This is a genomic window from Planotetraspora sp. GP83 (genome assembly GCF_041262585.1).
Taxonomy (GTDB): Bacteria; Actinomycetota; Actinomycetes; order Streptosporangiales; family Streptosporangiaceae; genus JAOEGB01.
Genome location: NZ_JBGCBZ010000038.1, coordinates 1 through 15086 on the forward strand (window position 1 = coordinate 1; position 15086 = coordinate 15086).

Below are 15086 nucleotides of genomic sequence, written 5' to 3' on the forward strand. Positions count from 1 at the left end.
CAGCCCCGCCAGACCGACGGCCATGGACACGTCCGGCACCCCGTTACCGACTGGGGCATCCCACCGCGCGACGCGGGCGTGACCCCCGACGCGGGACGCGGCCGTGACAGCGGAACGAGCACGCCGCCGCACGACCACCCAGGCGAGAGGCACCAGCCCCGCCAGACCGACGGCCATGGACACGTCCGGCACCCCGTTACCGACTGGGGCATCCCACCGCGCGACGCGGGCGTGACCCCCGACGCGGGGCGCGGCCGTGACAGCGGGACGACCTCCCACGGCAGGGAAGGCGGCACGACCGGGGCGCGACCTCCGTCGCAGCTGCGGAGCCTGGACGACGCCAACGGGGATCCCGTGCCCAATCCGTACGAGCGGATCGAGCGGCAGCAGAACCACGAAAACGGGGCGCAGAAGACGACGGCCGAGCAGTCCAGAACGGACTTTCACAAGGAGCTGGCGGGGTCGGGACAGCAGGGTCACCGGTCCCACGGCGACACACACTCCCCCTCTCGTACGGACTTCAGCTCCTCGCTCAGCGGGTCGGCGGACAAGTCGCCGGCGTCGGACCACAAGCCGGGCTCGGATTCCGGAGGGCACCGATGAGCGGCAAATCCGGGGACCTGAACGAGCTGCGCGACATCATCCGCCAGGCCCAGACGGACAACACTCCGTACCCGGACCATCCGGCGCGCCGGATCACGGTCGGGCGGGATGGCACCATCTACCGTGGCGACCAGGCGGGCGACGAGCCAGTCTCCCGCGTCCATCATGGAACGTTCGCGGCCGATCACCGGCTCCTGGCCGACCGTCGGTTCGCGCGGGCGAGGATGCCGGAGGGCACCGTCTACATCGACGAGCCCGACGTGCGCGGCTGGGCGTACTCGATCACCACGGAGCTCAACGAGCGCTACACGCTGTTCGCGTTCTTCGACGGCCGCGAGTACCGCGTCAAGCTGGTCGAGCCCGCGTTGGAGCAACTCGTCCGCGAGAACGTGATCAGCGCGCACGACGGGCACCTGTACCCGGACGGGACGATCTGCCTCTCCGACACGCCGGGGGCCGGGCAGCCGTCCCTCGAGGAGGCGTACGCCAAGTCGGTGCTGTGGGCGCTCGGGATGGGGTTCGTGCGCAACGGCTATCCGTTCCCGTTCTCGGCCGAGGGGCGGTGAGCCTGCCGTGATGCGGGTCAGGGTCACCGACCAGGCGCTCGCCGCGATCGTCGGGCAGATCGGCGGTGTCGTCCCCGAGGCGGGCGGCGCGCTGCTCGGCCCGCCGGGAAGCGACCTGGTCACCGGGCTGGTCCTGGACCAGGAGGCGGCCGTCACCGGCGTGCGCTACCGCACCAGCGGCTGGCTCATCGACCGCATGGAGGCGATCCAGCGCGAAGGAACGGTCCGGTTCAAGGGCATCGTGCACTCCCACCCGAGCACGCTGCCCGAGCCCTCGGCGCAGGACCGCCACGAGTACGCCAGGTCCCTCGGCATCAACCCGCACCTGGGCAGGTTCGTCGCGCCGATCGTGACCCACGAGCTCCCCGGAACCCCGCCGCCCGCCGCGCACGAACTGTCCGTGGACGGCGTACGCGTGTCGTGGTTCTGCGCGGTGGCCGCCGCCGACCGGGTCGAGGTGCTGCCGATGCACCCGATCGTGCTGCCGGTCGCCGCGTCGCTGGAACGCGCCGGAGCCAGAGATCTGGGTGAGCCCGAGGTTCTGACCGTGGACGGCGTGCCGCTGCTCGCCGTACGGGCGGCGTTCGAGGGGCTGCCGTCGGTGCGCGCGGTGCTGTTCGGCGTGGACTTCCCGGCGGTCCCGCCGGTTCTGGTGTCGCATGGCTCGCCCGTCGCGCTCACCTGGGACCCGGCGACGCCGCCAGAGGACCGGCTGGCCCGCGCGGTCGCCACAGCGGCGCGGGCGGCCCACCGCCCCTCCTCGGTGGGCGCGCGGCTGCGCGCGGCGCCCGGCGCGGCCGTCGGCGTCCTGACCCGGCGGGGACCCACGCGCGGCGTGGCGACGGGGCTGTTCGCGCGCAGCGCGGGTCTGCTGGCCCCCGACCTGGCCGATCGGCACGTGGTCGTGGCCGGGGCGGGTTCCGTGGGCGGGTACGTCGCCGAGTGCCTGGCCAGATCGGGGGTCGGCGGGCTCACCTTGCTCGATCCGGAGCTCGTGGCCCCGGAGAACCTCGGGCGCAGCCCCTACACGGCCAGAGATGTGGGGCGACCGAAGGTGACCGCGCTTGCCAGTCGGCTTGCCGCCATAAATCCGGAAATAGTGGTGCGGCGGGCGCGGGCGACCGTGCACGAGCTCGATCCACACGCCCTGGCCGGAACGCTGCGCTCCGCCGACCTGCTCGTCGCCGCCACCGACGACGCCCGCGCTCAGCGCCGCCTGGACCATCTCGCGTACTGGACCGGCGTCCCGGCCCTCTTCCCCGGCCTCTACCGCGCCGCCGCCGGGGGCGAGGTCATCATGACCTACCCCGGGGCCGCCTGCTGGGGCTGCGCCACCGCGGGGATCCGCGGGCTGTCCACCGACACGGCCCTCATCCAGCCCACCGACTACGGGACCGGCCGCCTCGTCGCCGCGCCCGGCCTGATCGTCGATATCCAGTATGTCTCCGCCGCCGCCACCAAGATTGCCCTGGCGTTGCTGCACGCCGCCAGAGGGCCCGATGGGCAGCCCGACGGTCCTGTTGGTCCCGGGCCCGAGCCGGACGCCGGCCCGGCCGTCGAAGCGCGGATCACGGGGTTCCTGGACGGGCCACGAGAACGCGGGCAGACCTATGTCGCGTTCGGCACCGAGCCGGGCTACTGGCTGTTCGGGCACGTGCTGCGCGACGCCCCGGGGCAGCACGCCTTCCAGAGCGTCTGGATGGCCGTGGACCGGCAGCCCGGCTGCCCGGTGTGCGGACCTGACGACGCGCGAACCGATCCACTGGCCGGACCCGGCCAGGTCGTGTCCTCCGGTCGCCTGCGCCAACTCGTCGCGAGAGGCGGCCGGACATGACGGCGGCCCGCGACTCCGAGGTGGACACGGCCGCGGTGTCCTGGGTGGTGACCCGGCTGCCGGCCCAGGCCGAGATGCCGGTACCCGGGGGCGAGCCGACGACTGTCGAGAACGTACTGCGGGACCGGCTGACCGAGTTTCTCTCCGGCATGCGGCACGCGGACCCCGTCACGCTGCAGGCCGATGTCCGGCGTGACCCGGATGTGGGGGCCCGGGTCACGCTCCGCCTGTCCGGCCGTGCCGCCACGGTCGCCGGGCACGCCTCCCGCTGCGCCGACCTGCTCGCCGGGCTCGTGGATCTCGCCGCCCTCGCGCCGCCTCCGATCACCGGGAACCCCGCCGCCGTCGCCACGGGGAGGGCCGTAGCCGCCTCCGGGCCGCCTGCGGAACGCGGACCACTCCCGTGGCACGGCCTGGGGCAGGACGGGGCGCCGGCGTGGCGCGTCATCCCGGGGCACGGCGAGCGGCTGCCAGGGCGGCGGATGGCCTGCTGGCCTGGCGGCGGCCTGCGGTGGGCCGCGCTGCTGGACGCGGTGGAACGGGCGGCCGGTCCGTGCGGGGTCCGGGTGTCGCTGACCCCGGCCGAGCCGCCGCGCGCCGTCCTGCCCGTCCTGCGCCGCGCGGTCCGCCGGTCGGCCACCGCGGGTGCGTCCCGCGTACGGGACGAGGAGACGCGAGCCGATGACGGCGAGAAGGCGCTGGACGCGCTGGAGGCGGCCCCGGTCGCCTTTCATGTCGACGTGGCGGTGGCCGCCGGCGACCCGGCCACCGCCACCGAACTCGCCGCCGCGTTGGGCGCTCACTGCGTGCCGGAAGACTCGGCGGCCCGTCGAGGCGTCCTCGATCGTGTACGCGATGGGTCGGTCGTCGCCCCGGAGACGGCGGCGGCCCTGGTCCCGGTGGCGGCGCTGCCGATGGAGGCGGTCACCCGGCATGCCCGGCGACCCGCCGTGGTGGCCAGGTACGCGCCGGCGGCCATCGGCGCGGGCGTCCGGCTCGGCCGGTCGGCAGGCGGACGAGACTACCTGCTCCGCGTAGCGGACCTGAGCCAGCATCTTCTGGTCACCGGGCTGACCGGTTTCGGGAAGACGACGACCGTCATGACGCTGCTGCGGCGGTTGTGGCGCGACCACGGCGTGCCGTACCTCGTCATCGACCCGGAGAAGACCGAATACCTGGGCCTCGCGGACGGCGCGCTGCGGCTGGGCCACGACGGGGCGCAGATCAACCCGCTGGCGGTGCCGGACGGGGTGAGCGGCGCGGCGTTCGGGGACACCGTCGCCGAATGCCTCGACGCGGCCACGGGCCTGTCGGTCAGCTGGCCCTTCGCCGCGGCGACACTGCGCAACGCGGTCACCGACGTCTACCAGGGCGACGAGGCGCCCACGGTCGCGACCCTCTATCGCGCGGTGCTCGACCACGCGGGCGCGTACGGGGGCGCGGGAGAGCAGGCGGCCAACCTGCGGGCCTCGCTGGGACAGCGGGTCCAGTCCCTGGTGGCGGGCGCGGGCGGAGACGCGCTCGCGGGCGGCCCGCACGCCGGGCTCGACTGGGGCCGGCTGCTCGCGGCTCCCGCCGTGATCACGCTGGCCGACTTCGGCGACCGGACCGCACGGCAGCTGGCGTTCGCCCTGCTGCTGGCGGGGCTGGTGGCCTACCGGCGGGCTCATCCGCTGCCGGAGCTCGGCCACCTGGCCGTCCTTGAGGAAGCCCACCTGCTGCTCGGCGGCGTCTCCCACGACCAGGAGCGCACGGGATCGGCGGCGGCGGAGGCGACGGCCACGGCGATCTCGACGCAGCGCTCGTACGGGCAGGGGTTTGTGCTCGTCACGCAGAGCCCGCGGCAGCTGCCGGAAGCGGTGACCCGGCTGTTCCCCAACCGGCTGACCCACCGGCTGGCCGAGGAGCCGGGCGAAGGCGCGATCGGGCAGGTGGCCGAGCAGGTCCCGATGCTGGGCAGGGGCGAGGCATTCGTGGTCGACGCGAGCGGTCATCCCGCGCCCGTCTGGGTCTCGGTGGACCCCGAGCCTGCCCGCCTTTCCCGCCCGGCCCCGGTCGTACCGGCGAACGGGCGGCCCCCGGAGCGGATCTGGTGCGCGGCATGCCCGAACCCGTGCGCCGCGCGGCACTGGCTGCGCCTGTTGCCCCAGGTCGAGGCAGCGATCGCCGGCGTGCCGCAAAGCGACCAGGCACGGCTGGCCGTGGACGCCGTCGGCGCCGCGTTCGTGGGAGCTGCCATGCGGCCGACGTTCGAGGAACTGCACGCGGGGGTCTACTGCGTCACCGCGAGGGCCCTGACACGGTCGCGGGCCGACGACAGGCGCGGGGCCGCCGCCGCGCAACGCGAGGCGCGAGTCCTGGCCGACCGGGTCGCGGCCGACACGCGCCAGGGACAGCCGAACCGCGGCCGGGAGACGGAGGACGGCGCATGAGGCCGAAGAACGACGATCTAGGCAAGATCCGCGAGGCCATCATCGGCCAGCAAACGGGCGGGAAACTGTTCAAGGGACCGTACGGGAAGGGGAAGGGCGGCCCCGCGCCGCTACGGCCGGAACCTTTGCCCCCGGCGCCGGCGCCGCCGCCACGGCAAGGACGAAGCCTCTCGGACATCGTCGGCGGGATCGTGACTCTCGGCGTCCTCGCGGCGATCGGCATCTGGATCTTGACCGCCGACCCGGGCCCGTTCGCGCGTCCACACAGTGGCGCGCCCGCCTGGTACTCGGGATCGGGCACCGACGGCGGTGGCTCGTATTCGGGATCGGGCGGCGGCACCTCCGTGTCCGGCGATTCCTACGTCCGGCCGACGACGCCGAGGCTCAAGGTCAGCCCCAGGAGCGGCTCGGTCTGGCGAACGCTGACCTTCACCGGGACCGGGTTCCCGCCTGACAGCGAGATCCGGCTGGTCTTCCACGCCACCGAGATGGGCTCGGCGCGCACGAGCCACAAGGGCCGCTTCACGGTGAGGCTGAAGGTGCCGAACGCCGGCTTCTACGCGCACTTCCCCGGCCAGACGTTCTCGATCAGCACCACTTACTGGTCCCTCGACGGCGCCTACCGGGGCAACGGACCCGGTGCGAGCTACCACGTCACCTGACGAGCCAGCGTCCATATCCTTGTGCTGCCGGTCAGGGGCGTCCCGCGGGCTCCCAGCCTCGGCGTGGCGGGCGGGACCCGGGCCGGTCGTCCCCATCGACAGCGCGCAGCGGGGGCGGAAGTCACCGTTCCGATCCCCCGAATCGGGAGAGCGGGCGTTCCTGTATCGCGAAGCCGTCACAGCGGCCGAGAAGAAGACCATCCCAACATGGCCGCCCGCATCAGCATCTGCGCAACGAAATACGCGATTATTCAGCACAATGCACGGCAGCAGCCAAACGGCTCAACAACCTGCCGTCCAATCCGCTACAGTCACGCAGTGGCGGCTTCTGGTGTGCTTCCTTCTCCCTTTCTCTGCCGAACTGGCGCACGAGATCGGGCGGAAAGTGCGACCGAGCCCGGAAATGACGAAAGCGCACCCCCGAAATGAGGACACAAGCGAATCCGGACGATTAACGATCTGATCTGCACCATGTCGACGATAACCCGTCCGGGAGGACCGTCCGTCCACCCAGACGCCCCAATCAGCCACCCCCCGGAGTCCCGACGATGGCGCAAGGCCCCCAGGATCCACGGCAATGGCAGCCCCAGCCGGGCCGGCAGCCGCAGTACCAGCAGCCTTACGGACCGCCTCCCGGGCACGGCTACCCGCCCCCGCCTCCACCGCGGAAGGGTAAGAGCCCCATCTTCTGGGTCGTGGTCATCGCCGTCCCCCTCCTGCTGCTCGGCGGCTGCTTCGCGGTGGTGGTCTCGGCGGCCGGCAATGGTGCCGACCAGGTACAGAAAGCCATCTCCGACCTAACTCCTGCCCCGATGCGGCAGAAAGAGACCAAGGCGGCTGCTCACGCCGTCGTGTTCCAGGCGGAAGGCCACGACGGCGCCACCAAAGCGGGGAACGTCACCTACAGCATCGCGTTCCAGATAAAGCAACAGGCCGCCGTTCCACTCCCCTACAGCAAGACGGTCAAGGTCGCGGACACGGATTCCTCCCTGTCCCTGTGGGTGCAGAACGGGGACGCCGAAGGCTCAGTGACATGCCGAATCAAAGTGGACGGGAAGACCATCCGAGAGGACACCATCGAAGGCCCGTACCGTGTGTGCCGCGTGCAGGCGAACTCCCTGAATGAGACGCCGCAGGCGGTGAAGGAGCCCACCCGGGCGGAGCCGACGGCCAAGGCCGAACAGCCGACGGCTAAGGCCACCTCCGAGGAGGTGGTCGCCCTGCCGAACGTCGTCGGCATGAATCTGCAGAAGGCCCAGGACACGATGCAGGCGTCTGGCTTTTACTTCCTCGACGACCAGGACGACACCGGTCGGCACCGCCTCCAGATCTACGACCGGAACTGGGTGGTGACTCGGCAGGAACCGACGGCTGGGCGAAAGGTCCCTGTCGACACGAAGGTAGTGCTGTGGGCTAAGAAGTACGGCGAATGACCTGATCGCATGCACCCGATGTCGATCGCTACGCGGAGGCGTGCGGCGGGGACCCCTCCGAATGGCAGCCGCCCTCCCAGCTCGCATCGAACTCGGGTTCCGTCGCCAGGGAGGTCGCCCCGCTCAACCCGGCGAGCAGGCATCAGACCAGCAGCGAGCCGAGGCGGTAGCGGCGACCTCGTGGGCCGCGGGATCGGGCAGGCGAAGCCCTCGGCCGAGGACCTGCCCGGAACGACCAGCAGATGATCCGGATCGGTCCAAATTTTTGGGACGGACCGACTACCGCAAGATTTCTCAATTCGGCTAATGCCCCTGTGAACTCCCGAAACGCGACCAGGCCGCCTCATGGCCACAGATTCGCTCGCATGGAGTCGGCACATGCGGGGAAGGTCTCCACAATCCCTCGGGAGTGACACGGTTTGGTAACAAATATGCCGGTCACTTCAGTTGCGTACCGGGGCAAAGCCCTCGTACGCCGCCGCCGGTTCGGCGGAGACCATCGAATCGAACGATATGGAGGAACGGTGTTGCCGACCAACCCCCACCGCCCGAAGAAGGGACTGTCGTCCGGACCGGGCGGGCCGCGCTGGCGCATCTCCCAACCCATGATCCTCGCAACCGCGTTCGTGCTGACCGCGTCGGGCGGCATCGGAGTGGCGGCGGCCTCTGCTGCCACGCCCGTCACCTCGCCGGCCGAGACTCCCGCGCCCACGCTGACGACCACTGAGACGATCACGGGGACGCCGACGGCTATCCCGACCGAGACCGTCACCGAACCCCCTACAGTGACGCCCATCCCCGCTCCCACGGCCGTTGAGGTGCCCCTGATGGGCCCGTTCCTCGGCGCGCTGCACGGAGAGGTGGTCGTGCCGACCAAGGACCGGTGCGGCACCATCATGGTGTTCACCCAGACCGGGCAGGCCATCGCCGTGGCGGAGGACTCCATCACCCTCCGAAGCCAGGACGGCTTCGAGCGGTCGTACGCGATCGGCGACTCCACGCGGGTGTTCACGGCCCGTCGCGGCGGCGAGATCCGGCAGGACGCCTGGGTCTCGGTGATCGCGGCAGCCCAGCCCGGCACGCCGGCCCCCGCCCCGGAGAGCCCGACTCCGCTTCCGCCCAGCACGCCGACGCTTCCCGAAGGGACGCCCACCCCCTCTGAGGGCACGCCCACGCCTCCTGAAGGCACCCCCACTCCTTCTCCGGGCGAGACCTCGCCGACCCCCACTCCGGAGGGTGCGACCCCGACATCTCCCGTTTCCCCGAGCGAGACGGACTCCATCCCTCCGCAGATCGAGACGACGCCCGCCGCCCCTCAGGGGGAGACGGCGACGGCCGCCTACGTCTTCGACCTCTCGCGGCCGAGCAAGAGGCTGTGGTACCTCAGCAAGAGCTCTCCGTACTCCCCGCACTGGCGTTTCGGCAAGCTCTCCTGGCGCGCTCCCAAGCCCTGTCCGACGCCGACGGTCATCCCCGCCGAGCCGCCGACCACGACCCCCAGTCCGAGCGTGACCCCCACATCGACGGTGACCTCCACGGAGACCGTGACTCCCACCCCTGAGCCCACGCTCACGGGCACCCCCACCCCGACTCCCACATCCTGATCACCCCTCGGCCGGCCCTCGCCTCCCCGGGAGGGTCACAGGGGCACTACAGGGTCGATTTCTGCAGGTGTGCTGGTGAGGCGCCGCAAGCGGACGAGCGCGCTGGCGTGGTCGCCCGATGGCAGGCCGAGGGGCAGGCCGAAGTTCAGCAGCACGGCGCCCGGATATGTCGCCCCGGTGTCCAGGTCCTGGTAGACGGCGTCCGGCCGTACCGCGGCCAGGCGCAACGGCGCCGGCCCGTGGCCGAACGGGCGGGTGGGGCACCAGGCGAGCACCACGTGGTCGTCCCCATGGGCGTACTCGAACGCGGTCAGCGTGCCGTCCCCACGCAGCCGGTGCTGCGCACCGTGCTGGACGACCGGCCGGATGCGTTTGTAGGTGGCCACCAGCTCGGCGCTCTCCTTCAGCTCCTCCTCGCTCCACGAGGTCAGGTCGCCACCGATGCCGGGGACGCCGGCCATGGCGACGTGGAACCGGAAGCGCAGCGGAGTGCGCCGAGCGGTGGCCACGTTCGGGCTGTCAGTCACCCAGGCGCTCATCACCTGTGCCGGGTAAAGCTGACTGAAACCGTGCTGGATGCCGATCCGGTCGACCGGGTCGGTGTTGTCCGAGATCCACACCTGGTCGGTGCGGCTCAGGATCCCCAGGTCGGCCCGCCCGCCGCCGCCCGCGCACGCCTCGATGCGCAGGCCCGGGTGGTCGGCCCGGAGCTGGTCCATGATCCGGTAGACCGCGCGGGTGTGCTCGATCCACAGCCGGTCGGGATCACCGTGGCCGGGCCATCCGGCCTCGGTGAACGGGCGGTTGGCGTCCCACTTGAGGAAGTCGATGCCGTGGTCGGCCACCAGCCGGTCCAGCCACGCGTGGGTCCACTCGGCGGTGTCCGGCCGGGCCAGGTTGAGCACCAACTGATGGCGCATCTCGGTCCGGTCGCGGTTGGCCATGTGGAGCACCCAGTCCGGGTGGGCCCGGTAGAGGTCGCTGTCGGGGTTGACCATCTCCGGCTCCACCCAGAGCCCGAAGCGCATGCCCAGCCGGTGCACCTCCGCTACGAGCGGGCCGAGGCCGGAGGGGAACCGGGCCGGGTTGGGCGCCCAGTCGCCCAGACCGGCCCGGTCGCTGGTGCGGGCGCCGAACCAGCCGTCGTCCATCACGAACAGCTCGACGCCGAGGCTCGCGGCGCGAGCGGCGAGGGCCATCTGGCCGGCCTCGTCCACGTCGAACCCGGTCGCCTCCCACGAGTTGTAGAGCACTGGCCGCGTCTCGTCCGGATGGGCGAGCACATGCCGGCGGACATATCCGTGCCAGGCGCGGCTGGCGGCCCCGAACCCGTCCGCCGTGTAGAGGCCGGCGAACACCGGGGTCTCCAGCGCCTCGCCCGGCGCCAGTGACCAGCTGAGCCCCTCGTGGCCGAAGCCGCCCGTCCAGGTGGTCCGGCCGACCGGGTCACGGTGCAGGGTGACCCGCCAGCTGCCGCTCCACGCGAGCGCGGTGCTCCAGACCTCGCCGTGGTCCTCGCCGGCGGTGCCGTCGTCAACGGCCAGCCACGGGTTGGCGTGGTGGCTGGTCAGGCCGCGCCGGCTGGTCAGGACCGTCTCGGCCACGGGAATATCGGCCTGCCGAAACTGGAACTCGCTGTTCCAGCCGCCGACGAGGTGGCTCATCCGGTAGCGCGTGCGATGCGGCGCCGTCCAGGCGGCGGAGTCGCAGCGAAGCACGGTGACCGGAGCCCCGTCGCCGGCCCTGTCGCCGGCCTCGTCGTGGTGGTTCTCGACGATCGTCCAGCGCTCGATCACGTCGCTGTCGTCGTGCACCCGGTAATTCAGCGTCACGCGCAGCGGGTAGTGCCGGTCGTGGAGATGGATGCGCAGGTGCCCGCCGTCGATGTCGTGGCCGGCGTATCGCCACTGGACACCGCGGGTGCCGTCGGCGAAGCGCACCAGCAGGCTGGACGGCCCGAAGCGGGCGCCGCCCTCAGCCGCCAGCTCGTCCGCGCCGGCCACCGACTCGAAACTGCTCGCCGCCGGTGACGTCCGCTCGGCCAGCTCGACCGCCTGGGCGAGCGTCATCGCGGCTCCCCAGTGGACGTGCCGGACGCTGTCGTCCTCGGCGAGCCGGATGGCGTACGCCGTGGCCGGGCCGCGCAACAGCCACAGGCGGTGGTCGGGGTGGTACAGCACAGCGGGCAAGTCTGGTCCTCGGTCTCGACGGGCTGGCCAGTGAGTGCCGGCTGAGCGTAAGTCGGCTCTGGCGGGGAAATCAATACTTGACGAAGGAAATTATTAATTCTAGGTTTCGGCCATGTTTCTCGAGACCGGAACCCGGATGTGACTGTGAAGTCACCATCAGGTACCACGAACTCAACGGACGGACATCAACGTGAGTGAAGGACAGATCGCGGGCGGCGATCTCATGCTGGCCTGGCCGCGGCCCGCGTCGAGCTGGTTCGAGGCGGCGCCCGTCGGCAACGGCCGGCTCGGCGCGATGGTCTTCGGCGGAGTCCACCGGAGCCGGCTCCAGGTCAACGACTCCACGGTCTGGTCAGGCGAGCCGGGGGGCCCGGCGAAAGCTCTCGCCGAGGTCCTCGCCTCGGGTGCGGGCCCGGAACGGCTCGCCGAGGTGCGGCAGGCCGTCCGCGACCGGGACTACCGGCGCGCCGAGGCACTGCTGATGTCGTTCGAGGGACGGTACAGCCAGGAGTACCTGCCCTTCACGGACCTGTGGATGAGCCTGGCGGCCGGCGACGACGCCGTCTATCAGGGGCGCACGCTGAACCTCGACGACGGTGTGGTGACCGAGGTCATGGACCTCGGCGGGCGCACCGTCCGGCGGCTGACCTGGGCGAGCCGTCCGGCAGAGGCCGTCTGCGTCGAGATCACCGTCGAGGGCGGGACCGCGGACATGCGGGTGGAGCTGTCCTCCCCGCTGCGCGTGGCCCACCGCACGGCCGATCTGTCCGGGCTCGCCCTGGGCATCGAGATTCCCGTCGACGGCGCTCCCCTGCACGAGCCGGATGTCGCCGAGCCGTTGCGCTATGGCGCTCCGGTCCCCGGCGGCTACGACCCGTTCGCCGCGGTAGCCGTACGGATAGAGACCGACGGCCACGTCTCGGTGGAAAGCGGCGGCACGGGTTCAGGAGACGCCTGGTCGGTCCGCGGCATGACCCGAGCGCTGCTGGTTCTCACCAGCTCCACCAGCGCGGCCGACTTCTGGGCCCGGCCTGCGGACACCGCGCCCTCGGCGTTGTTCGCGACGACCTCGGCCACTCGGGAAGTGCATCTGAAGCGTGCCGTACGCCGCGCCGAGGCCGCGGTCGCGACGGGCGCCGGCAGGCTGCTCCGCGCGCACCAGCAGGACCTCCGCGCCCTGATGCGCGCGACCGGGCTCGTCATCGGGACCCGGCGGGCGGGCACGTTCGATGTCGAGCGAGACGTTCTCACCGGCGCGGACGAGCGCCTGGTCGCCACGGTGCTGTTCCAGCTCGGCAGATATCTGCTCGCGTCGGCCTCCCGCCCCCATGCCGGGCCGCCCGCCAACCTGCAGGGCATCTGGAACGCGGACCTGCGCCCCGCCTGGTCGTCGAACTACACCATCAACATCAACACCCAGATGAACTACTGGGGCGCCGAGCCCGCCGGTCTGCCCGAATGCCACGAGCCACTGCTCGACCTGATCGAACGGCTCTCGCGGACCGGGCGTGAAGTGAGCCGGGAGCTGTACGGCACGCGCGGCTGGGTCGCGCATCACAACACCGACATGTGGGGATGGGCCCTGCCTGTGGGCATGGGCCACGGGAACCCCTCGTGGGCGATCTGGATGATGGGCGGCGTGTGGCTGGCCCAGCATCTCTGGGACCACTTCGAGTTCAGCCAGGACCTGGGCTTTCTCCGCGAACGCGGCTGGCCGCTGCTGCGCGGCTGCGCCGAGTTCTGCCTGGACTGGCTGGTGGACGGCCCGGACGGATGGCTCGACACCATTCCCTCCACGTCGCCGGAGAACCTGTTCATCTCGGGCGGATCGACCCCGGAGTCGCTCTCGTTCTCCACCCCCATGGACATGGCGCTGATCCGTGCCCTGTTCACGCACTGTCTCGACGCGGCCGAGGCGCTGGGGCTGGACGATCCGATCAGCGAGCGGATCCGCGCGGCGATGCCCCGGCTGCGCCCTCCGGGGATCGCGCCCGATGGCCGCCTGCGGGAATGGGCCGAGGACCACCCGGAACACGACCCACGTCACCGTCACATGTCGCACATGATCAGCGTCTACCCTCTGGGTGAGATCGATCCCGATGAGACGCCCGGCCTCGCGGCGGCCGCCGTACGAACGCTGGATGCCCGGGGTCCGGGTGCGATGGGATGGTCGTGGTCCTGGAAGATCGCGCTACGCGCTCGGCTGGGCGACAGCCGTACGGCCCGGGACCTGTTCCTGGAAGCGACCCGGCCGTACAGCGACGACCCGGCGGTCAACGTGCCCGTCGACGGTTCGGTATGGGGCGGCCTCCTGCCCAACCTGTTCAGCACGCATCCGCCGTTCCAGATCGACGGCAACTACGGGCTGACGGCTGCGCTGCTGGAAATGGTGGTGCAGAGCCACGGCGGCGTCATCCGGGTCCTTCCGGCCGTCCCGTCCGCGTGGCCCGACGGGTCGGCGTGGGGCGTCCGCTGTCGCGGCGGGTGGAGCGTCGATCTCACGTGGCGGGGTGGTGAGCTCACATCGCTGACCATCCGCAACGATGTTCCGGATGGAGTCCGTACGGCACGCGTCCGCCATGGCGAGACGACGGCCGAGGTGTCCATCGGCGGGGGCGAAGAGGTGCGTCTCAGGCCGTCGCTGAACGTACGTGAAAGGACAGCGAGCCGATGACGGCCCACATTGTTCGCGGCGAGGACCATGCCGATCTCCGGGCGTACCGCAGCCCCTACGACGCGCCGGCGGACTTCGACGCGTTCTGGCGAAACACCCTTGACTCGGCGGCCGACCACCCGCTCGACGTGACCCTCACCCCGGTCGGCACGAGGCTGCGGACCATCGACGTCTTCGACGTGACCTTCCGCGGGTTCGGCGGTCATCCGGTGAAGGCATGGTTGCGCGTCCCGCGACACCGGAGCGGCCCGCTGCCGGCCGTCGTGCAGTTCCACGGCTACTCCAGCGGTCGTGGCCACCCACTGGAGGACCTGCTGTGGCCCTCCGCCGGCTACGCGCACCTGTTGATGGACACTCGCGGCCAGGGCGGCGCGTGGGCGGGCGGGCACACGCCGGACCCGGTCGGCTCGGGCCCGGCATATCCGGGTTTCATGACTCAGGGGATCGCCGGCAAGGAGACGTACTTCTATCGGCGGGTGTTCACCGACGCGGTGCGGGCGGTCCAGGCGGTGCGGGCCGTGAACATGGTCGATCCGGCAAGGGTCGCCGTCGTCGGCGCGAGCCAGGGCGGCGGGATCGCGCTGGCGGTGGCGGGCCTGGTCCCGGACCTGCGCGCGGCCCATTTCCAGGCGCCGCTGCTGTGCGACATCCAGCGGGCCACCCGGACAACTCGTAACGGGCCATATACCGAAATTTCGGGATTCTTGGCAACGCACCGCGGCGCGGTCACGAGCGTCTTCGAGACCTTGGCCTACTTCGACGGCATCGCGTTCGCGCAACGGGCCAACGCCCCCGCCTGGTTCTCCACCGGGCTGATGGACGACGTCTGCCTGCCCTCGACCGCCTTCGCCGCCTTCAACGCGTACGCGGGGAGGAAGGAAATAGCGGTATGGGAGTACAACGGACACGAGGCCGGCGGGTCGCTTGATCTGGAGATCGCTCTGAACGCCTTCCACTCCTCACTGTCCGGAAACGAGCCCGTTCTTTAGGGGCGAGCGCAGGAGAAACAGCGGCGTGGTGTGGGCAACGGCGGGGAAAGGGGCGAAAGTAGCGATCTAGTGCTGCGCGAATTCCGGCGCAACCGCCAAA

Annotated in this window: 10 protein-coding genes; 9 read left to right on the forward strand and 1 reads right to left on the reverse strand. The window is 71.3% G+C overall.

What is annotated here, in order from left to right:
* The 7 genes from ABH927_RS32935 to ABH927_RS32965 all read left to right on the forward strand — a co-directional run.
* Window positions 1-603: hypothetical protein (locus ABH927_RS32935; RefSeq protein WP_370028176.1), on the forward strand; the 603-nt coding region annotated here is incomplete at its 5' end.
* On the forward strand, window positions 600-1169 hold the full coding sequence (locus tag ABH927_RS32940; protein ID WP_370028178.1) for a hypothetical protein: 570 nt from the start codon (window positions 600-602) through the stop codon (window positions 1167-1169). The genes ABH927_RS32935 and ABH927_RS32940, both read left to right, overlap by 4 nt.
* Window positions 1170-1179: 10 nt before the next feature.
* Window positions 1180-3003 (forward strand): ThiF family adenylyltransferase, encoded by a 1824-nt coding sequence (locus ABH927_RS32945; protein ID WP_370028181.1) that lies wholly within the window; start codon window positions 1180-1182, stop codon window positions 3001-3003.
* The gene (locus ABH927_RS32950) at window positions 3000-5435 is read left to right on the forward strand and encodes a helicase HerA domain-containing protein (protein ID WP_370028183.1); all 2436 of its coding nucleotides are present in this window, start codon (window positions 3000-3002) and stop codon (window positions 5433-5435) included. The genes ABH927_RS32945 and ABH927_RS32950 overlap by 4 nt, the downstream gene beginning before the upstream one ends.
* The gene (locus tag ABH927_RS32955; protein WP_370028186.1) at window positions 5432-6097 is read left to right on the forward strand and encodes a hypothetical protein; all 666 of its coding nucleotides are present in this window, start codon (window positions 5432-5434) and stop codon (window positions 6095-6097) included. The genes ABH927_RS32950 and ABH927_RS32955 overlap by 4 nt, the downstream gene beginning before the upstream one ends.
* Before the next feature lie 695 nt (window positions 6098-6792).
* On the forward strand, window positions 6793-7530 hold the full coding sequence (locus ABH927_RS32960) for a PASTA domain-containing protein (RefSeq protein ID WP_370028189.1): 738 nt from the start codon (window positions 6793-6795) through the stop codon (window positions 7528-7530).
* Window positions 7531-8054: 524 nt separating this feature from the next.
* Window positions 8055-9134 (forward strand): hypothetical protein, encoded by a 1080-nt coding sequence (locus ABH927_RS32965; RefSeq protein WP_370028192.1) that lies wholly within the window; start codon window positions 8055-8057, stop codon window positions 9132-9134.
* Between the two features lie 35 nt (window positions 9135-9169).
* On the opposite strand, the gene ABH927_RS32970 is transcribed toward ABH927_RS32965, so the two are convergent.
* A complete protein-coding gene (locus ABH927_RS32970; RefSeq protein ID WP_370028281.1) occupies window positions 9170-11314 on the reverse strand; it encodes an alpha-galactosidase in 2145 nt (714 codons plus the stop codon).
* Window positions 11315-11513: 199 nt separating this feature from the next.
* On the opposite strand from ABH927_RS32970, the gene ABH927_RS32975 reads away from it, so the two are divergent.
* Together ABH927_RS32975 and ABH927_RS32980 are read left to right on the forward strand one after the other, a co-directional pair.
* The gene (locus ABH927_RS32975) at window positions 11514-13997 is read left to right on the forward strand and encodes a glycosyl hydrolase family 95 catalytic domain-containing protein (protein ID WP_370028195.1); all 2484 of its coding nucleotides are present in this window, start codon (window positions 11514-11516) and stop codon (window positions 13995-13997) included.
* The gene (locus ABH927_RS32980) at window positions 13994-14986 is read left to right on the forward strand and encodes an acetylxylan esterase (RefSeq protein ID WP_370028198.1); all 993 of its coding nucleotides are present in this window, start codon (window positions 13994-13996) and stop codon (window positions 14984-14986) included. The genes ABH927_RS32975 and ABH927_RS32980 overlap by 4 nt, the downstream gene beginning before the upstream one ends.
* Window positions 14987-15086: the final 100 nt, after the last annotated feature.